The sequence below is a fragment of the Sphingobacterium sp. UBA6317 genome (genome assembly GCF_002440385.1).
GTDB lineage: Bacteria > Bacteroidota > Bacteroidia > Sphingobacteriales > Sphingobacteriaceae > Sphingobacterium > Sphingobacterium multivorum.
This window is the reverse complement of the sequence record NZ_DJTD01000046.1, coordinates 450,888-477,033: the sequence shown is the minus strand read 5'-3', so window position 1 is coordinate 477,033 and position 26,146 is coordinate 450,888. Positions and strand designations below refer to the sequence as shown.

At 40.2% G+C, this 26,146-nt stretch carries 19 protein-coding genes; 5 read left to right on the top strand and 14 right to left on the bottom strand.

All coding sequences use genetic code 11. The features are described from left to right. Positions 1 to 59 precede the first annotated feature (59 nt). The 3 genes from B3E92_RS16965 to B3E92_RS16955 form a co-directional block, all read right to left on the bottom strand. The gene (locus tag B3E92_RS16965) at positions 60 to 716 is read right to left on the bottom strand and encodes a protein-L-isoaspartate(D-aspartate) O-methyltransferase (RefSeq protein ID WP_046672736.1); all 657 of its coding nucleotides are present in this window, start codon (positions 714 to 716) and stop codon (positions 60 to 62) included. Between the two features lie 235 nt (positions 717 to 951). After that, positions 952 to 3,435, bottom strand: coding sequence for a replication restart helicase PriA (gene priA / locus B3E92_RS16960; protein ID WP_159333409.1), 2,484 nt, complete (start codon positions 3,433 to 3,435; stop codon positions 952 to 954). Between the two features lie 240 nt (positions 3,436 to 3,675). Next, entirely contained in the window at positions 3,676 to 4,065 is a 390-nt protein-coding gene (locus B3E92_RS16955) for a DUF423 domain-containing protein (RefSeq protein ID WP_046672738.1), read from the bottom strand. Between the two features lie 412 nt (positions 4,066 to 4,477). On the opposite strand from B3E92_RS16955, the gene B3E92_RS16950 reads away from it, so the two are divergent. From B3E92_RS16950 to B3E92_RS16940, 3 genes are all read left to right on the top strand, one after another. Then, complete coding sequence (locus B3E92_RS16950) at positions 4,478 to 7,117, top strand: hypothetical protein (protein ID WP_286897608.1); 2,640 nt, start codon at positions 4,478 to 4,480, stop codon at positions 7,115 to 7,117. 118 nt (positions 7,118 to 7,235) lie between these two features. Further along, the gene (locus B3E92_RS16945; protein ID WP_159333541.1) at positions 7,236 to 8,246 is read left to right on the top strand and encodes a DHH family phosphoesterase; all 1,011 of its coding nucleotides are present in this window, start codon (positions 7,236 to 7,238) and stop codon (positions 8,244 to 8,246) included. A 23-nt stretch (positions 8,247 to 8,269) separates the two neighbouring features. After that, on the top strand, positions 8,270 to 9,292 hold the full coding sequence (locus B3E92_RS16940; RefSeq protein ID WP_286897606.1) for an FKBP-type peptidyl-prolyl cis-trans isomerase: 1,023 nt from the start codon (positions 8,270 to 8,272) through the stop codon (positions 9,290 to 9,292). A gap of 79 nt (positions 9,293 to 9,371) precedes the next feature. Here the strand turns inward: B3E92_RS16940 and B3E92_RS16935 are convergent, their stop codons facing one another. Genes B3E92_RS16935 through B3E92_RS16925 form a run of 3 tightly spaced genes read right to left on the bottom strand, consistent with a single transcriptional unit; the run spans position 9,372 to position 12,908 of the window. Next, positions 9,372 to 10,544 (bottom strand): ABC transporter permease, encoded by a 1,173-nt coding sequence (locus B3E92_RS16935; protein WP_286767797.1) that lies wholly within the window; start codon positions 10,542 to 10,544, stop codon positions 9,372 to 9,374. Between the two features lie 11 nt (positions 10,545 to 10,555). Further along, positions 10,556 to 11,512: an HlyD family secretion protein gene (locus B3E92_RS16930; protein WP_159333412.1), complete on the bottom strand. Its 957-nt coding sequence runs from the start codon at positions 11,510 to 11,512 to the stop codon at positions 10,556 to 10,558. 1 nt (position 11,513) lies between these two features. Continuing rightward, positions 11,514 to 12,908: a TolC family protein gene (locus tag B3E92_RS16925; RefSeq protein WP_236560286.1), complete on the bottom strand. Its 1,395-nt coding sequence runs from the start codon at positions 12,906 to 12,908 to the stop codon at positions 11,514 to 11,516. Positions 12,909 to 13,271: 363 nt separating this feature from the next. On the opposite strand from B3E92_RS16925, the gene B3E92_RS16920 reads away from it, so the two are divergent. Together B3E92_RS16920 and B3E92_RS16915 are read left to right on the top strand one after the other, a co-directional pair. Beyond that, a complete protein-coding gene (locus tag B3E92_RS16920; protein ID WP_112374856.1) occupies positions 13,272 to 14,039 on the top strand; it encodes a TatD family hydrolase in 768 nt (255 codons plus the stop codon). Between the two features lie 12 nt (positions 14,040 to 14,051). Further along, positions 14,052 to 15,071 (top strand): asparaginase, encoded by a 1,020-nt coding sequence (locus B3E92_RS16915; RefSeq protein WP_046672745.1) that lies wholly within the window; start codon positions 14,052 to 14,054, stop codon positions 15,069 to 15,071. A gap of 110 nt (positions 15,072 to 15,181) precedes the next feature. On the opposite strand, the gene B3E92_RS16910 is transcribed toward B3E92_RS16915, so the two are convergent. From B3E92_RS16910 to B3E92_RS16875, 8 genes are all read right to left on the bottom strand, one after another. Continuing rightward, positions 15,182 to 16,486 (bottom strand): bifunctional folylpolyglutamate synthase/dihydrofolate synthase, encoded by a 1,305-nt coding sequence (locus tag B3E92_RS16910; RefSeq protein ID WP_112374857.1) that lies wholly within the window; start codon positions 16,484 to 16,486, stop codon positions 15,182 to 15,184. 11 nt (positions 16,487 to 16,497) lie between these two features. Then, positions 16,498 to 17,325, bottom strand: coding sequence for an energy transducer TonB (locus B3E92_RS16905; protein ID WP_046672747.1), 828 nt, complete (start codon positions 17,323 to 17,325; stop codon positions 16,498 to 16,500). 58 nt (positions 17,326 to 17,383) lie between these two features. Continuing rightward, complete coding sequence (locus B3E92_RS16900) at positions 17,384 to 17,794, bottom strand: ExbD/TolR family protein (protein WP_046672748.1); 411 nt, start codon at positions 17,792 to 17,794, stop codon at positions 17,384 to 17,386. Then, entirely contained in the window at positions 17,794 to 18,501 is a 708-nt protein-coding gene (locus B3E92_RS16895; protein WP_112374858.1) for a MotA/TolQ/ExbB proton channel family protein, read from the bottom strand. The genes B3E92_RS16900 and B3E92_RS16895 overlap by 1 nt, the downstream gene beginning before the upstream one ends. 31 nt (positions 18,502 to 18,532) lie before the next feature. After that, the gene (locus tag B3E92_RS16890; RefSeq protein ID WP_112374859.1) at positions 18,533 to 19,975 is read right to left on the bottom strand and encodes an SPOR domain-containing protein; all 1,443 of its coding nucleotides are present in this window, start codon (positions 19,973 to 19,975) and stop codon (positions 18,533 to 18,535) included. A gap of 41 nt (positions 19,976 to 20,016) precedes the next feature. Then, on the bottom strand, positions 20,017 to 21,759 hold the full coding sequence (locus B3E92_RS16885) for a TonB-dependent receptor (RefSeq protein WP_046672750.1): 1,743 nt from the start codon (positions 21,757 to 21,759) through the stop codon (positions 20,017 to 20,019). A 6-nt stretch (positions 21,760 to 21,765) separates the two neighbouring features. Further along, the gene (locus tag B3E92_RS16880; protein WP_115046620.1) at positions 21,766 to 24,804 is read right to left on the bottom strand and encodes a tetratricopeptide repeat protein; all 3,039 of its coding nucleotides are present in this window, start codon (positions 24,802 to 24,804) and stop codon (positions 21,766 to 21,768) included. 381 nt (positions 24,805 to 25,185) lie between these two features. Then, complete coding sequence (locus tag B3E92_RS16875) at positions 25,186 to 26,124, bottom strand: aspartate carbamoyltransferase catalytic subunit (protein ID WP_046672752.1); 939 nt, start codon at positions 26,122 to 26,124, stop codon at positions 25,186 to 25,188. Between the last annotated feature and the right edge of the window lie 22 nt (positions 26,125 to 26,146).

Genomic DNA, 26,146 nt, shown 5'->3' with positions numbered 1-26,146 from the left:
GGCTCGATTGTCACTCGCAGACCTTGGGGGAGGCCATCGGAACTGGTTGAATGGATCTCCTACCAAGCTTGATCACCCACCAAAGGCACAAAACGAAACGTATCCAATTCGATACGGTCAAAATCATTTTCACCTACCCGAATGATCGTCATCATCTTTTGCGATTTTTCGTCTCCTACAGGGATCACAAAAATTCCGCCCATTTTCAACTGCTTCAACATAACCTCTGGCACGAAAGGCGCACCTGCAGTGACAATAATCTTGTCATAAGGGGCGTGCTCTTCGATTCCCTTGGAGCCATCACCTAAAAAGAAATTTGGTTTATAGCCCATGTAGGGCAACACTTGAATGGTTCGTTGATATAGGTTTTCCTGACGTTCGATAGTATACACCTCTGCGCCAAGTTCCAACAAGATACAGGTTTGGTACCCCGATCCCGTACCAATTTCCAGTACTTTATCTCCTTTTTTCACGTGGAGCAGTTCAGATTGATAGGCGACGGTATACGGCTGCGAAATTGTTTGTCCGTCACCTATTGGAAAAGCAATATCCCGATAGGCCTGATTCCAGAATGTTTCATCAAAAAAATAGTGACGTGGTACCTTGCCAATGGCATCTAATACTTTCTGGTCCGCAATGCCCCGGCTTTTTAGATGTTCAACCAATTTCTTACGAGCACCTTTCTCCCGATAATTATCAATAAACTTGTACGCCATGATGTTTCAAATTTACCTTTTAAAAGGCACATTAAACAGAATTAATCACAAATAATTCAATACCAACACTGTACGTATTTTCAAGTTAATTTGCTTTATTTTCCGAATCATCTTTCCCTTAGGCTCAACCTCCGTTGACCTCTTGAATTTGGCCGCGAAGAAAACGATAAGCGCACGTGATTTAAGTTTACCAAGAACGCTCGTTTTTACAAGTTAATGCGGGCAATAGCTGTCACTAATAAGGATCTACATCGACCTGAACGCGCACACCAGCATTGGTTTTATCGATTTCAAAATCGAGGAGCACCGAACGGATCAATTCCTTGACCTTTGCAATACTAATATTTGTTCGCTCAATCTTCAAGGTAATGGTCTGGATAAAATTATTCCGCACACGAGAAACTAAAGGCGGCTCCGGTCCCAATACCCTTGCACCCAACTGTTGCCGCAGCGCCGAGGCAAAACGATTGGCCGAATCATAGCATTTCTGAAAATCCGTATGTTTAATATCAATCCGAATGAGACGGTAGAAAGGAGGATAAAGATAGTTTTTACGTTCTGTAATTTCAGTCATAAACATCCCTTCATAATCGTTATTGACCACCTGTTCTAAAACCCGATGATTCGTGGTGTAGCTCTGGATGATAACTTTTCCGCCGGCTTCACGTCGACCTGCGCGTCCTGCTACCTGGGAAAATAACGAAAATGATCGTTCATACGAACGGAAATCCGGAAAGTTAATGATCGTATCTGCATTGACAACACCAATAAGGCTTACTCTTCCGAAATCGAGCCCCTTAGCGACCATTTGTGTCCCTATAAGAACATCAAATTCATGCTCATCAAAAGCCGTGATAATTTTGTCGAAACCATATTTGCCTTTTGTGGAATCCAGATCCAAGCGACCGATGCGGATTTCGGGCATCAGGATTTCAAGTTCTTCCTCTACCCGTTCTGTACCGAAGCCTTTACTTTCGATATGGGGCATTCCACAGGCTGGACAAACACGAAGTGGAGGCTCCACATGACCACAGTAATGGCAATGCATCATATTAGAGCTCTTGTGATAGGTTAAGCTGACATCACAATTGACACATTTTGCAACAAATCCACAGGTATTACACTGGATCATTGTCGTGTGCCCACGTCTATTTTGAAATAATATAACCTGCTCTTTATTTTTTACAGCTTCTTCAATTGCCTTTAACAAGATACCCGAAAAATAGGAAAACATATTTTCCTTTCTTCCTTCTTCGGGAATATTCACCAACTCAATACTTGGCAATTGGGCATTGCCATAACGCTCAAGCAGCTGCACAAAGCCATACTTCTTAGCTTTGGCATTGTAATAACTTTCCAAAGAAGGCGTCGCGGATCCCAATAGTACTTTGGTCTGATGTAGAAATCCGAGGTAAATGGCCGTATCGCGGGCATGGTAACGTGGGGCTGGATCAAACTGCTTATAGGAGCTTTCGTGCTCTTCATCAACGATGATGATCCCTAAATCCTGAAATGGCAGAAAGACGGAAGAACGAGCCCCAATCACAACCTGAAATTCATTCTTCATGACTTTATGCCACACCTCGGCACGCTCATTATCATTAAACTTAGAGTGGTACACCCCCAGTTTATCGCCGAAATGCAACTTTAAGCGCGCTGTAATCTGCGCTGTCAGCGCAATCTCAGGCAGTAGATAGAGGGCTGATTTTCCCGCTGCGATTGCTTGTTCGATAAGTCGTATATAAATCTGTGTTTTTCCCGAAGCAGTCACACCATGCAACAGGGTAACTTCCTTCTCTTCAAACGACTCTTGTATTTCGGCATAAGCCCTTTGCTGATTTTCATTAAATTGAAAATTGGCATCCAGTTCGATATCTTCCCCCTGAAACCGGGATACAACCTTTTCCTTTATTTCAAAAACACCTTTGTCAATCAAAGCCGTAATTGCACCGTTACCACAGCCTGAGGCCTCCGTCAACATGGGTCGCGTAATTTCCTCCGTTTTTTTGACCAGCTGCATAAATGCCAATACCGCATCTTGTTGTTTTGGTGCACGATTTAAGCTGTCCAACAATTCTCTTTTTGCATCTTCATTTCGAAAGTCGGGCGCAAAACGCAAAAATGCTTTGGTCTTGGGTTTATATCGTTCTGTAATCTCTTCAGAAATCAAAACAATTCCTTTGTCAAATAATTGTTTTAATATAGGGAAGACTGTTTTTTGTCCCAGCAATTTCACAATATCATTGACTTTTAGTTCTCCCGCCACCTCCAAAGCTTCGATGATGAGATACTCCTTATCTGATAGTGTGGAACGGTCAAATTCTTCCCCAATCGATGAAACGACTTTGGTCTCACTGGCCAGCTTCAATGCCGAGGGCAGCGCAGCCTGCATGACTTCGCCCAAACTACACATATAATAATCGGCTAGCCAGTCCCACAGTTTAAACTGAGCTAAATTGACAATGGGTTTTTCATCAATGATGTCCAAAATATACTTTGCTTCATAGTGCTTTGGTGCTTCCTGGCTAATGGACTTGACAACCGCAGAATAGATCTTATTCCGTCCAAATTGCACGATGACACGTACACCGACCTGCACACGATCGTTCCAGTCAACCGGAATACGATACGTATATGTTCTTGCTAATGCTAGTGGTAGGACCACATCAACAAACAGCGTATCTCTTTCACTAAAAATCGTAGATTGTGGATTGGACATAAATTCAAATTATGGTATAAAAGTACAAAAAAACCTTCAGGAATAGCGGTCAAACGACTCCGGCAATACATAAAACCGTCTACAATCATACGGCGCCAAAGCGACATCGGAGTGTGAAAGCCAAGCGATCACTGGTCAATCCATTGTAACCTAAAAAAGCCTTCCTGAATTTATTCAAGAAGGCTCTGTTATGATTAAATACGAATATGATTTCGTATCGACATAGGCAATTAAATAGGATTACGATTTATTTTTTAGCGCTGCTATAAATAGCGCAACCCAGCCAACGATCAAAGACAATCCTCCCAAAGGCGTGATAGGTCCTAAAATAGACGGATTGCCAAAGCCGGTTATTTCTCGCACACTTAAGACATACAACGACCCTGAGAAAAAAAGTATACCAATGAGGAAAGCAATAAATGATACTTTAATCGAGTACGTCTTTGCTCGCGAAAAAGTAGATAAAAATAACAGGGCGAAGGTATGATAGAAATGATACTGGTTTGCAGTTTTCCAAGTTTCAATATGATATGTACTTACCTTTCCTTCTAGACCATGAGCGCCAAAGGCACCTAATATTACAGCTAATGCTCCCAACAACGAAGCGGCTAAAATGATTTTCTTATTCATTATGTTAAAGTGAATGCTGAAAATGAGTTTCTAGCGATAAATGTATTAAAAACAGAGCAAAATAAGGAATTTTTTGTTAAATTTCTATTACAAAGGCGCATTATAGCAACGATTTTCTATCTCTTCCCATATATTTTTATTAGGTTTGTTTTACGTATGAATCATCATGAGCATCGTGCAGCTCACCAAGATCTTGAACGAGGTTCAAGATTTGTATATCCTTGATAAACATCTGCCGCATGATAACTTCATCACCATTTAAAAAACAAGTTTAGTGTACTTATCTGCTGAAAAGAAAATGAGTACCTCATAAATAGTTGTTCTGCTAAAAACTGCATTTTTAATCGTATCGACCAGCGGGTTAGTGACGATTTATTCGAGTTCTTATCAGGCATTGAAAAAAATAAAAAGGATGAAAAAAACAATCATCATCACTGTTATATTATTCATCGCGGTCATCGCGGCCACGATCTATCTTTTTGGAGACTTCAATAAAAACAATAAACAAGATTCTAAAGCTTTACAATATCTTCCTGAAAATACATTAGCCATTGCCTCCTTTGCCAATGATCAGACTGTAGATACGATCTTTAACGACTATGAGCTCTTTAAAGCCATTATTGGCCAACGCAATTTCAGTAATTTGGAACGTCTTAAAGACGAATTATTACGTAGCGAACAGCTAGCACCTCTTGTAGCGGGGCAGCAAGTATTACTGTCTTTTCATCAGGAAAAAGATCAGATTACTCCGCTATATAGCGTTCAGGTTGGTCAAAGCATTGATAATAACGCGCTGGCAACATTGCTTGGAAACGTCGGTAAAAACTACAAGATACAACCCTTTGACACCTTAGGCCAACGATTTTATGGGCTTAATCAAGGTACTAAGGATAGTACACTTTATTGTGCCTATTCCCACGAAATCATTTTCGCCAGCTACTCTAAGCAGGTGCTTTCCCAGATCTTTGATAAACAGGTTAAGAAAATAAGTACCAAACAAATCGAGTTCTTCGTAAACCATAATAATAAAAACACACCACTTAGTCTCTATTTTTTCAATGAGCAACTGTCGCAAATTGCTCGAATACTAATGAAATCCAAATTTGGTACCTATCTCAACCTGATCGATTCGCTGAAGGGCCAAACGTCCTGGAACATGAATTTCAAAAAGGATGCTTTTATCTTTAAGGGTGAAACAGATCTCACGGCGAGCAAAAATAGCTACTTACAGTTATTTGCCACGCAGACGGCTCAAGTGCAAGCTCTGGGGAACTATCTCCCTAAAAATGCAGCATCTTATATAGACTTTAGTATCTCTGATCCCCGTAGTTTCCGCAGCGGATTAAAAGCCTTGTTAGTACAACAAAAAGAAGACGCTCGATTGACGAAAAGTATAAAAAACTTTGAAGAGGACAGCAAAGTATCATTTGACAGTATTATTGCGCCAATTTTCAACGATGAATTTGCACTCGCGGAACTGGACAATCAGGATGCGATTGGTTTGATTAGCATTTCGGATTCCACACAATTTGCCGATAATCTTAAGAAATTCAGTACTGCTGTAGGGGATTCGATCTATCAATTTAAATATTCGAATCTTTTACATGCATTATTTGGAGAACCTTTCAATAGCTTTACCCGACCCTATTTCACCATTGTAGACAATATCATGGTTGTTGCTGGCCGAACAGGTATCTTGCGAGATTATCGTGAATCTTTCCGGGAAAAGCAATTTCTTTCGGGTACTGCAATTTTCAAAAATCATGCAGCATTGCAGAATAGCCGCAGTAACGTAACGTTCTATTTAGAACCTAAGGCTGGTAAAAGCAATATTCTGGATAACTTAAAAGCTGATTTCGCAAAGAACTTTAAAGATGAGGATGAATATGGCTTTCAAAATTTCTATTCATGGTCCTATCAGCTAAGTGGCAACCAAGGCACATTTTCGTCCAGTTTATATGCACTCTTTAAGAGTGATACGAGACTGGGGGGCAAACCAGAATGGACAGCTCAACTGGAGAACCGAATTATCAATAAACCTTGGATTTTAGATCAAGATGGGAAGAATAAGTTTATCCTGATTCAAGAACAAGATCACACGGTACATGCATTTTCGCCGGATGGAAAAGAGCTTTGGCAGAACCTCTTCCAAGGTGAAATTTTGGGCGAGCCAATTCAGTTACAGGATCTCAGTATTGTCGCCGTTACAAAAAACCGCTTATATCGTTTTATGCCAGATGGTAAAAACCGAACCGGTTTTTCAGTTGAATTGCCATACTCGGCGACTTATGGGGCTACAATTGCCACCTTCAATAAAGAGCAACGTATTTACATTCCCGCAACAGACCGCATTCTTGCCTATACCCTCGACGGCAAAAAAGTGGAGGGCTTTGAAAATAATAGTGTGGACGGGCGAATTTTATTCGATTTAAAAACAACCAGTCTAGGGCAGACCAATTATATTATTGCCGGTACAAGCACTGCTTCCGTCTATTTCTTTGATCAAAATGGTAAGGTCATCCATAAAAAAACATTGGATACCGATGGGGAAAGTGTTAAAAATCCAATTGGTTTAGTTGCAGCGTCGGATGAAAAGAACTCCTTCATCTACTTGGCAAACAATAAAGGTAGTGTCTTCAAAATTCCTTTCGAGGGCGAAACCAAAAAAATAAAACTGGGTGACTGGGGCAAAGATGCGTTCTTTAATTTTGAAGATATTAGCGGTGGTGCTGACAGAGACTTTGTTATTCTAGCCAACAACAAACTGAATGCCTACAGTGTAAGAGACTCTTCTTCCTACTTTGAATATAAATTCATCGAAGAGGCCAGTAACAGACCGTTGTTTTTTAAACGAATAGGTAAATCTGATATCATTGGCGTAGGAACCGACAATCGCATGATCTATGTCTTCGGATCTGATGGCCTGGTTCAGGAAGGATTCCCTGTAGAAGGTTTTTCAAAATTCTATTATGGACCGATTAACTATGGCGACAATGCCAATTATCTAATCTGCATGAAGCGGGATTTCAAGATCTATGTATATAAGTTTTAAAAACCTGAAAATCAATTTTTTAAAATCAACACCAAATGCTATAAGATGCTAAAAGATCTTTATAAAAAATTTGTCTAATCTAATTTTTTTATAGTAGGTTTGCAGACTTAATATGACTATGCTGAAATCGGAAGAATTAAAAGAGTTATTGGCTGAACCAAAACGTATTGTAATTACAACGCACTACAAACCAGATGGGGACGCTTTGGGTTCATCTTTAGGATTGTACTTTTGGTTAACCTCGAAAGGACACCAGGTAAATCTCATTGTACCATCAGACTTTCCTGCTTTTTTGGATTGGCTACCTGGCTTGGAAAATGTACAAATTTATACACAGGATATTGACCTGCACAATCAACAGATTGACGCAGCTGAATTAATTTTCTGCTTGGATTTCAATGGTCTTGCCCGTATTCACGAAATGGGTGAACCTATTCGTCAAGCGAAGGGAATCAAATGTATGATTGATCACCATTTGGATCCGGAAGGATTTGAAGACTACGCTTTTTGGGATTCATCTGCAGCGGCGACCGCACAATTGATCTATCGCTTCTTGGTCCATGAGATGCAAGATCCAGACCATATCAGTGCAGACATGGCGACATGCCTATATACCGGTATTATGACCGATACGGGCTCTTTCCGCTTCCGTTCGACTACTGCTGAAATTCACCGCATCATTGCATCACTCATTGATTTCGGCGCACAAAACTGGGCTATTCACGAAGAGATTTATAATAGTTCGTCTGAAAGCCGCCTGAAATTCTTAGGATTCTGTCTACTGAATCGTCTAGAGGTTATCCACGAATATAACACCGCCATTATCCATGTAACCAAAGCGGATCTCACGCAGTTTGAAGTTATCACCGGCGATACCGAAGGACTGGTCAATTATGCACTTTCAATTAAAGGAATTCGATTGGCTGCTTTAATTATTGACAGAAATGAACAAATTAAACTATCTTTGCGTTCGATTGGAGAAGTTCCTTGCAATGAGATCTGTAAATTATATTTCAATGGGGGTGGGCATCTTAACGCTTCAGGCGGTAATTCGAAAGAAAGCCTCGAAGCAGTGATTGCTAAATTCAAATCGGTTTTACCAAATTATAAAGAAATATTAACAAAATAAGATATCGTAACATACATTAGAAAATGAAGAAAGCAATTCTATTTTTCGCGGCTGCCGGTCTTTTGATGACGTCATGCCAAAAATTCAAAAAGGCTGAAGGTGGTCTTGAGTATAAAATCGTAGATGATAATGCAAAAGAAAAAGCATTATCAGGCGATTTATTAGCACTTGACATGGTTGTGAAAACGGACAGAGATTCTACAATGCAAAGTACATATGACATGGGAGTCCCTCAAATCGTTCAATTATACCCAGATAGTATCATCGCAAAAAATCCAGGTGACCCTACTGGTTTATTCAAATACGTAGGTGAAGGCGATAGCTTGGTATTCAAAATCAACTTGGATTCTATGGCTGCTAAAACACACCAACCAAAACCAGAGTTTGCAGATAAATTCATTGTTTATTCGATCAAAGTCAAAAAACACTTCAAAAAAGGAAAATTGACAGACCAACAATTGGGCGAACAAGTTCAGAAATATTTTGAAGAAGAATTAAACAAACACAAAGCTGCTGAACCAGCTAAACTTGAAAAATATATCAAGGATAAAAACTTGAAAACAACAAAAACAGCTTCAGGTCTTCAATACGTAATCACGAAACCTGGAACAGGAACAAATGCAAAAGTAGGTGATTCTATTCATGTGAACTATGTAGGTTCATTAACTACAGGAAAAGTATTTGATACAAATCTTCCAGATGTAGCTAAAAAAGAGAAAGTTTTCAACCCTCAACGTCCTTATGAGGCATTAAAGTTCCAATTAGGTGTTGATGGTGTGATCCCAGGATGGACTGAAGCTTTCCAATTGTTTAACAAAGGTACAAAAGCAACTTTAGTCATTCCTTCATCTTTGGCTTATGGCGATCGCCCTTCAGGTGTTATCCCTCCATATGCTCCTTTAGTATTTGAAGTAGAAGTATTGGATATTAAACCTGGAAAAGTTCCTGCTCCTACAGCAACAACTCCAGGCATGGTAGCGCCTACTGGAACTACTGCTCCAGCGGCAACAGCTCCTGCAACGAAAGCTCCAGCAGCAAAAAAATAATTTGACTGTAAATTTCAGTTAACAAAAAAGCGGTTTCACCAAAATGAAACCGCTTTTTTGTTATTCCTGTTTTTATTGGTTATGCGTTAACCTTCTTATCTTCTTTTTTGATCTTCCGTATTTTTAGCCACAGTATTACTACGGCCAATATAAAACTGATGATCATAATGATGGTTAACGCGATCAGGGCCTTATCGGTATGGTAATTTTCAGCATGCTGAATAAACATTAACCTAAAAATTCGTAGATAATGGGTTGATGGGATTACATTTGCTATTGCCTGTACCCATCCTGGCATTAGACTCGACGGCCAGGTAAAGCCACTCAAGATAAATGCTGGCGTTGCAATTACCATAAGGACTTCTGTCGATTTCAATTGCGAAGGTAGGACAATGCTGACGAGTACACCGATAAAACATACGGCGAGCAGAAAGACGAAAGTACACAGGACAAAGCGCCCAAACTCGGCCTGTAAAGGCATACGGTAATACTGACCAAAACCCCAATATAAAACCAGAATACCAATAGACATCAAAACATAAGGTAATATCTTAACAAGAATAAGCCCAATTGGATTACCGATTTTACGTACAAGCTCTGGAAATGTATTGCCTTCAAACTCCGAGGAAAAAGACAAAGCCAAGCCTAAGAGCAAGACCTGCTGCAGCACGGTAATAAGCACTCCCGGCAGCATAAAATACAGGTAATTTCCACTTCGGATATTTTGCTTAACAAAAGTTGTCTTAAAAGGTTCGTACTGCTGTGCAGCAATCATTGCGGGAACACCACGTTTCATTTGAGCCTGAATCTGTATGCCCGCTTTCAACGTCGAGGCACAAACATTAACAGCCATCATGGCTGTATTGGAGGTCAACGTATTGGCACCATCTACGAAAACAGTCATTTCGGGCAAACGTCCCTGTTGTACTCCAGATGCAAAACCCTTAGGAATATGCACAATCGTTGTTGCCTCATATTGCATGGCAATATCTTTTGAATCAAATAAGGACGGTAATACACGGGCAACGTCAATACTCTCATTATCGGAAAGCATATCAATAAATGAACTGCTTAAGGGGCTATTATCCTCATCAACCACAATGATCGGCATCTGCGTTACCTTACCTTGTTGATAGACGTGCCCCACCAAAACACCGTACAATACAGGTGCCCCCAGAAAAAGCATCAATAGCACTTTATTATTGAAGAAGAGCTTAAACTCTCGTTGGATCAATTCTAAAAATTTTTTCACAGTCAAGCTCTTTAATTCGCATGGAGAACCACAAGCGTTTTTGTTAACAAATCTTTGCTACCGGCAGCATCTTCAGGGATAACCTTCAATTCAAATACAGCCTGTTGCGGATCGAAATCAGGATAAGCTGAGGCGATGCTTGCATACGAATTTAAGGCTTTAATACTAATCACCTTCGCTTTAACCTTTTTGTGATTCAAATAAGGAATTTCTACCTCCACGACCTCTCCTTTTTGAAGTTTCCCCATTTTATTTTCGGGCAATGTGAATCTAAAATAGGTCGATCGATCGAGGAAACCATTTATAATGGGATAACCAGCCATCGCCAATTCACCGACTTTCAGATTAATCGTCTCCACACTCATGTCCTGTGGAGCAATGACATATTTCTCCTGCGCAGCAACATTGACTTCAGAGATCGCTCCAAGTGCACGTTCTTTTTGCCCCAAGGCCATAATCTGCTGTTCCTGTCTAGCCCCACCCCTTGCTTCAGCTAATTCAGCCTGTGCTGCAAGATATTGATTTTTGGCTCCCTGATATTTGGCGTAGGTCTCGTCGTACTTTTGTTGTGGAATAAGACTGTCCTGCAGAAGGGCATCCAACCGACCTATAGATTTTTTCGCAAATTCATATTGTTCCTTAAGTCCATCTACCTTCGCTTGCAATTGCACGAGTTGTCCTTTCGTAGCGCCCCGGACTGCCATGTTATATTGTGCATCAGCAGACTGTAGTGCCCCTTTTGCCTGTTCTTCTTTAGCATCCACTTCGGGAATACTCAAAATAGCCAAGGTATCACCCGCATGCACAAAGTCCCCTTCTTCAACCAGAAGCTTCGCAATTTTTCCCGGGACCTTTGTCACAACCGTCACCTGCTCACGCTCCACCTTACCTTCAATAGGCTTCTCCTTCACTTGATTTGTACAAGAAACAAAAATAAACAGCGATAATATCCCATATAAATTCTTCATGTTACTCATGTATAGTTTGTAATAATTTTCCTGATGTATGTAGTAATTCGACCGCAGCAGTACGTTGCTGCAATACATTGTTAAAATAACCCAAATTAACTTTGTACCAATCGTTTTCAGCAGCCAACAACTCCGTAACATCTATTAAGCCGGCTTGATACTGTTTAACAGCCATAGAAAGGTTATTTTCGGCAACTTTCAACTGCTGTTCTCCCACTTTCAACTTTTGGTTGCCAGTCGTATAGGTGACTGTATTCTTGCTCAATAATAGATTTAACTTTTCCTGCGTATCTTCCCGCTTGGTCGTATTGATATGTTGATCGAGTTTGACTTGCTTAATCTTATTGTGATGTTCCCCGCCGGTATAGAGATCCCATTTAACCCCTACGCCGACCATGACATTGGGACTTCCCTTGATGGAATTAAGTGGCAAATTGACTGTACCAAACAGGGGTTGGTCTTTCACCGTGAGTTTAGAATTGAAAACATTCAGATAGTTTGCAGATCCAAAGGCAAAGACAGCAGGAAGAGCTCCCCCCTTTTCTTTTTTATACAGATATTCATACGCTTTTGAAGAAGCATCTAGCGCTTTCAATTCGGATCTTTGTTCGACATCACGTGGTAGCTCTGACAAAAATATAGGTTTAAGTCCATAATGAATTCCACCAACCTCCTGAAAAGACACGCCAGTTTCTTGTTCGATCTTTTGGCACAACAAATCCCGATTGCCAGAAAGTTCTACCTTTTTCTCTTCCAATTCCAGTAATGCCAATTTCAATTTATCTCTATCATAAGGTATTGCAAGTCCATTTTGAATCGCTTTATTCACTTTTTCCTGTTCTTTTTTTAATCGCTTTTCAGAATCTACAATTAATTTATCCACCTCATCCAACAACATTAATTGATCAAATGATGCTATAATATCCTTAGAGAGTGTCTCTCGACTGGCCGATTCTAAATATTGTTGTGCCGCAGCTTTCTCCTGCAATGCTTTTATTCCATTCGGAATCTGTAATCCGGAAAAGATAATCTGCTTTACAGACACTCCCGCATAAGCAGCTTGCCCATGCATACTAAATCCTGTTGCTCCTTCAAACAGGCCTAGGTTCAACAAAGGAATATTAACTGTAGGAATATCAATACTCCCATTGCTATGTACATAACCGTATAGCCCGAGTGCGGAGACGTGCGGCAACCGATTTGCTTTAACACCATCAGCTTCCAGATGTGCTTTATCGACTTCGTAAGCCTTCAATTTCAATTCTTTATTTGTCTGAAAGGCTTTTTGAATAATGTCTTTTACCGATGGGTCAATCAATGATTGCGCATGTAGTTTGTTTATAAACATAACCGACGCCAAAGTCAACAAACCCAGGCATAACCTCTTATTCATCATATGATTCATTTATTCTTATAAAAATAGGACAACAACCGCCTCTTTTATCTGTTTAACAGTAAATCTTACGGTATGTTTGACTTCTGACTCTTTTTATTACGACCTATCTTTCCAAGGGGCAATAATAATCGTTACTACTGTCCTCATGGCATGAAGGGGCGGTCCTCCTCCTAATGGCGTTTTCCAAGATACGAAAAAGGAATTCATCTCAATCGAAGGAATCCTGTATTAATTTTCATTTTTGCTAATTAATAAGTTATCTTTGGAGATCGAATTGAAATTTTGGTAATTAAGTCTACCACTTTATTCGATAATAATAAAAACAAGTTTTTACCCTAACCCACTGCTTCCACGCAGAAAACTATGTTGCTTACAGATACACACACACACATTTATTACCATGCAGGAACCGAAAAACTGCAAGAACATCTACAACGTTGCTTTGATAATGGCATACAACGCCTTTTTTTGCCGAATGTGAATAGCGCTTCCATAAAACCTGTATTTGATACCGTAGCAGCTTATCCAGAACATTGTTTTCCCATGCTTGGATTACATCCCTGCGACGTAAAGGAAAACTATGTGGAAGAGTTAGAAACCATCCGAAAGAGCTTGGAAACAAACAAAGTCCATGCCATAGGTGAGATTGGGCTGGATCTTTATTGGGATAAAAGCACGCTTGAAATTCAAAAAGATGCCTTTCGAACTCAGGTTCAATGGGCTAAAGAATTAAATTTACCAATCGATATCCATTGTCGGGAAGCCTTTACTGAATTGTTCGAATTATTGGAAGAACTCCACGACGACAGACTGTTTGGCGTTCTGCACTGCTTTACGGGCAGCCTGGAGCAGGCCCATCATTCGATCGATTTAGGGTTCGCCCTTGGTATTGGCGGGGTCGTTACCTTTAAAAAAGCGGGCTTAGATCAAGTCGTTAAAGAAATCGACTTGAAGCATATCGTTCTTGAGACCGATGCACCCTATCTGGCACCTGTCCCTTTCCGCGGTAAAGAAAATGAGAGCAGCTATTTGGTTTACGTCGCTCAAAAAGTAGCTGATCTGCATCAGATTTCCGTCGAGAAGGTCGCCGAAATCACAACAGAAAATTCAAAACGTATATTTGGTATATAATTTCAAAACTCAATGCATAATATCTTTATTATCTACACAGGTGGGACCATTGGAATGGTTAAAGATGAAACAGGAACATTCGTTCCTTTCGACTTTGAATTGATCAAACGTAATCTCCCTGATTTAAGTCGCTTAGACTATAAGCTGACCGTGCACTCTTTCGAACCTATTATCGATTCATCCAACATGAAGCCTGAAATATGGATTGAAATGGCACAAATTATTAAGGATAACTATGCGAATTACGACGGTTTTGTTATTCTACACGGTTCCGATACAATGGCTTTTACGGCCTCCGTACTGAGCTTTATGTTGGAAGGACTCCAAAAACCGGTCATTTTATCCGGCTCTCAGCTACCTATCGGTGAGATCCGAACGGACGCCAGGGAGAATATGATGACAGCGTTGGAAATCGCTTCGGCGAAGCAGGATGGCATCTCCATTATCCAAGAGGTATGTATTCTTTTCGACAATAAATTATTCCGCGGCAATCGCTCATTTAAATATAATTCGGCCAAATTTGAGGCCTTTAGATCGCCAAACTATCCTGTATTGGTCGAAGCTGGTATTCACCTCAAATACAATACAGATGCTTTATTAAATAATATTGATAAAGAATTTATCCTACATACCAAACTGGACAACAGGGTAGCTGTATTAAAATTATTTCCGGGAATCTCTGCACAAACTATCAAAGCAGTCCTGGATTCCGATGTCCGCTCCATTGTTATGGAAACATTTGGATCGGGCAATACAACCACCGACACCTGGTTTCTGGATTTATTGAAGGAAGCCATTGAACAAGGTAAAAATATCCTCAACATTTCACAATGTAAAGTAGGGTCTGTTGAATTAGGTCGTTATGAGACTTCACAAGGACTTAAATCTATCGGCGTGCTCAATGGCTACGACCTTACATTTGAAGCGGCAGTAACTAAATTGATGTATCTTCAAGGTGAGTTAGAAGATCAAAAAGAAGTCGCCTATTGGATTGAAAAGGATATTCGTGGTGAATTGACAATCAATGACTAATGACCAACGGTACAAAAGTATAAAAAGGGAGCTGCACGTCATGCAGCTCCCTTTTTATGATCAATTTCTAATTCCTCCCGCAGATTTATTTGCGAGAAAAGGTGATATTCCTAGTCGTGCGTCAAACTAGCCAGCACTTCCGCAACAACAAAATTGCTTCCGCCAACAAAAATTAGGTTACCTTGCTGATACGCCTCTTTTGCTGCATCAAACGCGGCTTCCACGGATGGATAATCGAGTCCAACTAGACCAAATTCCAAAGCTTCTTTTCGCAACACATCCGCTGGCATTGCACGCGGCATATCCGGAGCGGAGAAATAATAGATTGCATCCTTCGGCAGATAAGGCAACATATGGGATAAATCCTTATCACGCATTGCCCCTATCACAAAGTGCAATTTATCATAAACCGTTGTCGCCAAATTTTTGAGCACTTCATGAATTCCGTCCTCGTTATGCCCTGTATCGCAGATGATAAATGGATCCTTAGACAATTGTTGCCACCGCCCTTGAATTCCTGTACTTGTTTGCACGTTTTTCAGCGCGCGATGAATATGTTGATCACTGATCTCAAAGCCCAGTTGACGTAACTCATCCACAGCTAATAACACGCCGGCAAGATTTTTCACCTGATAAGAGCCTTTAAGATCGAGCTGATATGTTGCTTGATGACCGTTAGGATCAATAGCCTGCACTGTTAAATAATCTTGGTCGACTGCCAGCATCTTGGTCTCATACTTGTCAGAAGCGAATTGTATCGGCGCATGCTCCATCGCTGCTTTATCCACAAACACAGCAGCCGTTTCTTCGGCATATTCCGAAATAACGACAGGTGTATCTCTTTTGATAATTCCCGCCTTCTCCGCAGCAATTTCTGCCAGTGTATTACCGAGAAGATTCATGTGATCAAAACCGATATTGGTAATTACGGACAGCAAAGGCTGAATAATATTGGTGCTATCCAAACGCCCGCCAAGGCCGACTTCAATGACAGCGATATCAACCTTTTTCTTCTCGAAATAATCAAAAGCCATGGCTACAGTAATTTCGAAAAAGGATGGACTGACTTCTTCTATAAGCTCGCGATGGGTATTGACAAAATCGACAACAAATTCTTGCTCACATAACTTTCCATTGACACGAATACGTTCTCTGAAATCCAGTAAATGTGGTGAAGTATAGAGACCGGTCTTATAGCCTGCTTCGGCCAAAATAGCGGCCAACATATGGGAGGTAGATCCCTTTCCGTTTGTGCCAGCAATATGTAAAGTTTTGAATTTTCGCTGTGGGTCGTCCAACGCAGCGCAAAGTTTGATGGTATTGTCAAGGTCTTTTTTGAAGGCAGAGGCGCCATCCCTTGTAAACATAGGCAATCGAGTATACAGATACTCAATTGCCTCATTATAAGCATTCATGTGAATGATTTTTATCTTAATCTAAAATTGAACACAATCCGTCCCGTCTGTGAGTCGGGAGCATTCGGCAATTGGTTTAGCCTAGCGCCACGTACAGCACGCTCACATTTCTCCAATAACGATGGATCGGTGATCGTCGTTCCTTTTACACCAGCACGCGCATAGGTGATAACCCCTTGCTTATTGACTCTAAACTCCACAGCAACCTTTCCTGCTTGCTGTCCATTGTCGTCGATACTTGGCCGTTGCGTAAAGCTTCGGTTTTCAATAGACAACATCATGTTACCGTTTCCAGATCCTCCTTCGCCATAATTACTTGCTAAAGGATCACCTAGTTTGGAACCTTGATTTCCAGGTGTTGTTCCTGTACCATCACCAGCTCCTTTACCATTATTTTTATTCCCTTTAAAAAGTGCTTTAGCGTTTGCCTGCGGAGCCACTTCCTTCACTTCTTTGGTGGTTTCAGGCGCCTTTGATACTACCTTTTTTTCGGTTTTTGTTACCGCAGGAGCATCTTCCAGATCTTGCGTAGCGACTGCCTTCTCCGCAACTTGTTGCGTTGGAGTTGGGGTAGGTGTTTCGACAGGATCGATACGGTCTGGGCGCTCATTATTCGCATTGGGATCTACAGAAGGTTCCTCAACGCTCATATAGTCATCCCCCATACCTTCGGGTGATGTCCCATAATTAACGATCATTCCCCCCATTCCATATTCATCCGGAGCCTGTGCCTTAAAAACAACAAAAAAACCAATCAAGAGCAACGATGCCATGACTAGAGTCGATATCCCCAGCGCTTTGGGGAAATTATTTTCTTCATGTTGAAGATGATATCTCATCGCATTAATCTCCTATATTAACATATGAACAATAAACTCTCAAAAAGTTTAATTATTCTTACTTATCTTTTTTGGGTTCTGTTGCCAATACCACTTTAATCTTCAATCGATTAGCTACATCCATAACAGAAATAACATTTTGAATAGGAACCGTATTATCGACATAGAGCATAATTGTCACTTCCTCGCCTGCAGCCATTTGGGATTGAATTGCAGCCTCCAATCCTTCAATTGGAACGGGTGTTTTATCAATAAAATAGCCCAAATCTTTTGTAATCGATACCGTGACGGTCTTTTTAGCAACAGATTGTTCTCCCGCACTTGACTTTGGCAACAATAGCTTCACCACTTGCGGATTAGAAACTGCAGAAGCCAACAGGAAGAATAACATCAGGAAAAACATGATATCATTCAGCGCTGAAGTATGTACTTCCGCAGATGGTTTATTTTTTCTACTTCGTAAGTTCATTATCTTCCGGGTTCATCCAATAAATCAATAAATTCTACTGCATCCGTTTCCATCCGTAAAATCAATCGTTCCACCATCATATTCAGGATATGGTAGCCTAAATAAGCTAAGATACCCACCGCAAGACCTGATGCAGACGATACCATTTTTACATATAGTCCCCCAGATACAGAAGCAATATCAATACCACCTGCTAATTCCACGTCGTGGAAAATCTTAATTACTCCAAAGATCGTACCTACGAAACCAAGCATAGGGGCAATACCAGCAATAATACCCAAAATATTGATGTTCTTTTCTAACTTGGCAACTTCCAATTTACCCACGTTTTCGATCGCTCCTTCAATATCTTTGATCGGTCTGCCGACACGCAATAAGCCTTTTTGCAACATGCGTCCCAAAGCTGAGTTACTTGAACGAACTACAGCTAACGCTGAATCCAAGTTCCCCGACAACACATTTGCCTTTACTTGCGACATTAAGCTGTTATCATATTTTGCAGCACGACGAATCGTCAAATAACGCTCAAAAAAGATAACCAATCCAATAAAGAACAACAGTAAGATTGGAACCATAATCCATCCCCCTTTGATCATCATATCGATCAAACTCATGTTTTCTGTAGGCGCAGCAGCAGGTAATGGTTGTTGTGCAGCTTGATTAAACGAATCCACAGCAACCCGTGCTGTATCTTGTACTAATGACATAATTATTAATAGTTTTATATAGTTTTAACTTTTATAAGATCTTTTCTACCCAAGCATCCTTAATTTTATTGAGTACCGACTTCTTCGCAAGCTGTGCTTCCTCATTTGTCATGTAGGTATTTAAGATAATTTTCTTTCTATCTTTTTTATTTTTCCCTTCAACTGCCCGTGCTGTTTTATAGCCCATCGCACGAAGACGTTGTGCCTCCTGCTCGGCGCTTGCCATAGTTTTTGCTGATCCAATGACCACCTGGTATCGCGGTTGAGCAACAGGAATGGACTCCTTAATCACAGGATTTGCTTCCAGAACCGGAGGTTTTGCTGCAGCATTGGTCGCTGGTACAGCAGCTGTCTTTTTAACAGAATCGGCTACATTACGCTTAACCAATGAATCGACTTGCTTTAAACTATCGGCTTGCGTATTGGACAAGGTATCAGCAGGTATGATCGGCTTTTGTTGAACAAGGGTATCTGCCGTCTTTACGACAGGTTTGGTCGACCCGAATAACGAATCCTTTAATGCAGGATTGGTGTAAACGACCGCAACAGCAACCATTGCCAGCACAATAATTCCAGTCATCCAATACCAGATCGCATTTGAATTACGCGGCTCTTCCTCATAGATATTTGGTGCATATGCCGAATTGGCGTTAGCCGACGCAATAGCACCGATTTCTTTTTTTGAAGTGATTTCTTCCTCTGGAGTAACCGATTGATTACTACCAGCTATCAAAGCTGCCTCCACAGGTTCAAGCTCCTCCGTTTCCTCTTTTGTTAATGGAGATTCTTCGGTTTCATCATCATTAAGATCATTTGCCAATTCAGTTTCCTGTACAGTCTCATTCAATACAGGATCCTTTACAACGGCCGGCTCGTGTGCTGTTTCAGTTTCCTCTTCAACCTCGATCGTTTCGTCTTGATCATCTGCCGTATCCGAAATAGACTCCCCGACAGGCTCTATGTTATGATCAGCTTCCACTACAGGATCTTCTTCAACAACAGGGTCATCTTCAACAGCTAAGTTCGTAAGTTCTTCTTCTTTCGCTTCTTCCAAAGAAGAAACGACTGTTTCAATCTCTGGTGCAACAAGATTTGTAACGGGCTGGAAATCGAATCCAGATAGATCCAAGGGTTTGAAGACTAAACTTGCACCATAACTAATCAATAAGCCAAGATCATCCAATTTGACCTGTCCAAATTGCCCCAAATCAGCCCGCAGGTTCTCAACAGTTTCCGACAAGATCTGTTGTGCCTGATTTAGGCCCAAGTTTTCCTGCTGTTGGATATAATGAACAATATTAAACCCATGTTGAGCAGAGTAGTCCAGCTCAACATAAGAAATTGGTGGCAAAAACACATTATTTTGTTTATCGAACTGAGCCGGAGAATGAATTCGTTTGAACACACCTATTCCGGGCACGTATACTTCCGCATAACGTTTTAATAAACTATTGATGTTTTTGCCTAGATTCATCGCGCACTATGTTTAAGATGCAAATTTATAATCTTAATTCGTTAAAACGAATAATTAAGACCACCAATTACATTAAAGCCCAATCTTGGGTAATACATATAACGTTCGTATTCTTTTCCAAAAATGTTATTTGCTTTGACGAAAATACCAAATTGTTTTTTGATTCGGTATTCTGCGCCCGCATTAAGATCAGCAAATGAACCTATTGTTGCCTTATGCCCACTGTTGGCAATACGACTGCCATCTGTGTTATAATCATAAATATATGCATAGGTATTGCCTTGTGTAGAAAGTTCAGCATCTACGAAAAATTTATCGGAAATATTGAAGCGTGCATTAGCTTGCATGCGGAATTTGGGCAAGCCCCATGCTTCTTCCTCATCACTCAATTTATAATCGTCTATATACACTTTTCCGCCTAGATTAACCAGCTGTGAAAGACGTACATTGATTTCTCCTTCCAATCCCATATGTTTAGCCTTATTGATCACGCCATCATAAACGACATCAAAAGCCCAAGGCACATAACCATTTTGACTATCGCCAAATGCACTATTTTTAAATAAAGGCAGTCCTTCAATCTGCTTGTAGAATACCTTTACTTTATAACCAAATGTTGCACCGGCATTTCCTTTTAAACCTGCATAAACATTCATTTTCTCAATCGAGTTGATCATTTTAGCGTTAGGAGCCAAATACGGATTTTCTTTAGCGAAACTACGGAAAGAAGCTTGTTTTACGCCACCATTAATCCCGGCAAACAAAGAGATGTATTCAGGTGCCAATGCAAAATCAGCCTCCACCGATGGGAAAATATTGAATCTTGAGCTATCGCCAAATTCAGAAGTTAAATTCGCACCCAAGGTTACGTTATAGTTGTCGCCCTTAAAACGAATATATGGATTGATAACCGCCAAATGATTTTTTACCTCAGCGCTATCTTTCACGTTATTCATTGTCACGCTTAAATTTGCCCCAACATTGAATGCACTTAAACGCTTATTCAAATAACCGGATAATGCGATCGAATTTTCTTTGGCTTTGTAGGCATCTTTAAACAAATAGCCATCAACTTTTGCGGAATAGCTTAATGCCTGCTCATTCTTCGGATCCACATTACTTGAGAGCTCTCCATTCAAATAGATATCTGTAAAGGTCTGTTTATCCGGAGTTGTATTCAACAAAGTTGTTCCCGATTGGTCAAAAGTCTGACCATAGAAATTCGTTCCATAACGATTGTATCCGATGGTACCTTTAACGGTTACGGCATCCAATACACGGCGACCAAAGATACCGATATCCTGTGTACTGAACTTCTGTCCATCAATATTACCCTTTTGGCTCAAATGCTTTGCAAATAAGCCAAATCGTGTGTTTTCAAACTGCTCAGAAGCTAAATAAGCCTCTCCCAATATACTGTTATAGTTACCGATACCAAATTTGACATAGTTGCTACTATGCTCAAAAGGTTGCGCAAAAGGAATCTCCTGTACATTCAATTGTTTCAACCCCGTATTGATATCCAATTTCTTGTCCAAAATATTGTTGTAGGACAATTTGGGTTGGTATTCCCGTTTGTTGGTCATATCCGGACTGCGGCGGATTTTTACAGCATCCGCAAGAATTGGTTTATAATCACGAACAACATCAAAAGAATCGATAGTGACCGGTTTTTCAGGATCATTCTTCTTGCCTGTTTCCTGTGCAAAAGAATTCAATCCCACGCCCATCAAAAGCGCTGCTAAAGTATATTTCTTCACGTTTCTATTTTGCAACTTCTTCATTGTATCCTATTTCTTTTTGTTGTTCAATTTATTTAGACGTTCTTTTGCTGCTGGCAAAATATCATCTTTCGCATCATAGTTATCCACAATCGATTCAAGTGTAGCTTTTGCTTGGAAAGTATCCCCCTTACCTGCATAAGCATCTGCCATAGTGATAAAACTTTTCGCTACCCAATATTCGTACGAAGAGAAATTATCAGATAGATCCATAGCTGTCTTAATACAAGCATCGTATTGTTTATTTTCCAATTGAAGCACTGCAACATTGTATTTTGCTTCTGCACCGAAGACGGTACGGCTCTTCAATGCTGCTAAACTGAATTCTTTCATGGCTTCAGTTTTCTTATTCTGCTTCACATAACATTTGCCGGCATACAAGAAGGCATTTGCGATCTCCTCTTCCGAAGACTTCTCGTAATTCTTGACAGCATTGGTATAATTTAAGGCTTCTTTATAATCCCCAATCTGAAAATAAGAGACCATTAAGTTATTGATTGCGAAACCATAGTTAGCCTTATACTCAGAAGTAAGCTCCAGTTTTTTCAACAACTGTGTCGCTTCGTTATATTTCTTTTGTTTCAAATATAAATTGGAAACCGAAATCAACGTGCGTTCTGTATAAGGAGACGTCCAGTCATTCAAGATAATATTGTAATCATGTAATGCATCTTCTGTATTACCCAGAGCTGCGTTACTTTCAGCACGAACAAAACGTGCATATTTCTCTTGATTTGGTTTCGGGAATTTGTCGAAATATGCATTTACAGCTTCCACCGCCCCTTGATAATTACCTCTGGAGAATAAAGTCGTCGCAGTCGAGAATGAGCGTGAATCTTGTTCAGATTTCGAAACGTCACCTAAATTTGTTCCCGTTGCATATTTGATATATCCTGTTGCATCGCCTTTGTCCAAATAGATGTTCTCAATGGAACGCATGGCCTGTCTTGCTTCATCTGTTGATGCATATTGGTCAACTACACGTTGGAAAGTTGCCAATGCAGCATCATTGTTATCTTGATTATATTGAACCAGACCAATCGTCACCAAAGCACGTGGCACATAACTACTGCGCGGATATTTTTCAACCATTGTTTGAAGGCCTGCAATTGCCTGATCACTTTCTCCCATCAAGAAACGTGTATAAGGAATCTCAAAAGCAATATCGTCGGCATAATTCGAACTCGGGAATTGCGCAATAACAGCATTCAATGTTGAAATTTTACCATTGTTATCCCCTTGTAATCCTTGAATAATACCACGTTGGAATAAAGCGTAATCCTGACTAGGAGCTTTAGAAGAGATTAACTTATTGTATTCTGTTAATGCTCTACCGTAGTTTTTCGAAGAGAAATAAGAATCACCTAAGCGTGCAATTGCATCATTACGTGTATTCATTTCAATTCCTTTCGAACCACCAGACGCTAAGAAACGCTCGAAGTAATTTGCCGCCGTGCTGTAGTTACCATTACGGAAAGCCGCATAGGCTAACGCATAATTGGCATAGCCATACACATCCGTTTTGCTAGCTCCCGGCAAGCGTAAGAATTTATTGAAATTTGTAACCGCTTCACCATATTTACGAACTTCGTACATGGCTTCCGCTTTCCAATAGGTGGCTAAAGCGTAAATTTCCTCGTCATAACGGAACTCTTCGGAGCGCATGAATAGGGAAATTGCATTTTCAAAAGCACGCTCGTTATAATATTCCAAACCTCTGTAGTAGGTTACCTTTTGATAAGCTGCGTTTGCTTCTTTTCCACGTTTAGGGATAGATTCCAAAATATCAACTGCTTCGCGGTAGTTTTTTGTACTCAACAATACTTCAGCAAGTAAAGTTTTCGCTTCCTCCAAACGTTTCGATTTTGGATACGTTTTCAAGTATTCTTGTGTAGAAGCCAAAGCCACTTGGTGGAATTCCAACTCATACGAAAGCTTAGCATAGTTGAATAAGCCCTCTTCTTGCATTGCCGGATCAAAATCCAATTTCGAAGCCCGGAAAAATGCATTACGCGCAGATTGCTTATTGCCTTTCTTCAAGAAAGCATCACCTAGGGTAATCATCGCAGACTGATAATAAGCGTCAGGCTCGGTCATTTTTTCCAATTCCGTGATCGCTTTATCGTAATCCTTCAATTTGTAAGCGATGTAACCGATTTGGTAGCTATCCTGATTATTCTGCGTCTTACCTTGATCTTGTGCCTGGAATTTATCGTAATACTCTTTTGATGTTTTTAAATCACCTTTGATAAAGTATGTTGCCGCTATAATACGGAACATCTCTGTTTCATTTTCTTGTTTTGTCCGCGACAAAATTGGCAATGCATAATCCAATACATCGTCGTAGCGTTTATCCAAGAAATACAAAGCAGTGATATAATAGGGGTAACTATTTTCGAATTGTTTGGATCCATTCAAACGCTCAAATTCATTCAACGCCGTTTTATACTCGGCGTCTAAGTAAGAAAGATACGCGTAATAATAGATGGAAGCTTCCTGAAATTCAGTTTTTTGATCTTTCAATCCTTCAAATAATGGTTTCGCCGTTTTATAGTCTTTAGTCATAAAGGAAGCGTATCCATATTTAAAGCGATATTCTACATTTTCTTTACCTGCTAAATTTTTGCTATCGATCTTATTAAACCACTCTAAGGCCTTAACATAATCTTTTTTAGCATAATAGGATTTACCGATTTGAAAATAAGCTGCTTTAGCATTTGCACTGACAGGGAAATCCTTAATGTATTTCAGAAAACGGTTTTCGGCATCAGATTCGCCCAATTCCAGTGCGCAAACTGCTTGATAATACCGTACGTTCTCTTTCAACAAAGAAAGTTCCTCTGTTTCGTCCAATTGCAAGTTGGATTTTGTCCGCAAAGCTTCAACACGGTCAAATTGGGCTGAAGCAGAACTAAATTTTCCGCGTTCATACAATTCCATTCCTGTTTTGTACGCCTTGTTGATTTGTTGCCATTCTGTCTGTTGCGCTAATGCTGGCGTCGCCATAACGGTTAATGCAACTCCCACCTGGTAAATCTTCTTATACATAATATGTGAAACCTTAATATGTTATTTATCTGCAAATGTAAATGAATCTCCCTCCAACCCGCGATAAATTTGCTTTAACCGGCGAATTTATCAAAAGCTTCTCAGCCATGAAAGGCTTTAAGATAGCCCCAAATTTATTGAAAATCAATTCAAATCTCCACTTCTTAGGGAGATAGTTTTATTCATTTTACTAAATTATACTTTAATTGAGCTATTTTACACAAAAGTTATTAACATCTGTGAATAATCCTGTATTATAACGGAAATTTTGCACAAAAAATATGCCCGACAAAAAATAAAGTCAGGCATACTATTGTAGCATTAGAAAACAGTGTTATTTAGTCTCCCACGTGCATTAACGCAGGGCGAAACCAATTTCAACTATCCGCGTTGCCCTGCTAGTAGATACAAGACAGCCATGCGCACAGCAACACCATTTTCAACCTGATCCAAAATAATTGAATGTTCGCTGTCCGCGACATCCGATGTGATTTCGACCCCTCGATTGATTGGTCCGGGGTGCATAATTGTAATTGGCTTCTCTAAAGAATCCAAAATCTCTTTATTCAATCCATATAGCATGGAATATTCTCTTAAGGAAGGGAAATAGGCAATATCCTGACGCTCCAATTGAATCCGTAACATATTTGCAACATCGCACCAGTTCAGCGCTTTTCTCAAATCATGCTCTACCTTTACACCCAATGAGGTAATATGTTTAGGAATTAATGTGGTCGGACCACAAACCATCACTTCAGCACCTTGCTTTTGAAGACATAAGATATTCGACAAGGCAACGCGTGAATGTGTGATATCCCCAACAATAGCTACTTTACGACCAGCTACATCGCCATAGCGTTCACGAATTGAAAATGAATCAAGCAAAGCTTGTGTAGGGTGTTCATGTGCTCCGTCACCTGCATTGACAATCTGTGCATCAACATGTTTACTTAGAAATACCCCAGCCCCAGCATAGGGATGTCGCATTACAATCATATCAACCTTCATGGCCAGAATATTGTTCACCGTATCGATGAGTGTCTCCCCCTTACTTACGGAAGAGGAGGATGCTGCAAAATTCACGATATCCGCAGAAAGCCTCTTTTCAGCTAGTTCAAAAGACAAGCGTGTACGTGTAGAATTTTCAAAAAACACGTTGGCAATCGTAATATCCCGTAATGACGGAACCTTTTTAATTGGCCTATTTAATACCTCTTTGAAATTACTTGCTGTATCCAGGATCAATTGGATATCGTTCTCATTTAGATCTTTGATCCCCAATAAATGGCGGGTACTTAATTGTTCTGCTACAGATGACATTTTATAGTATATTCAAATATTT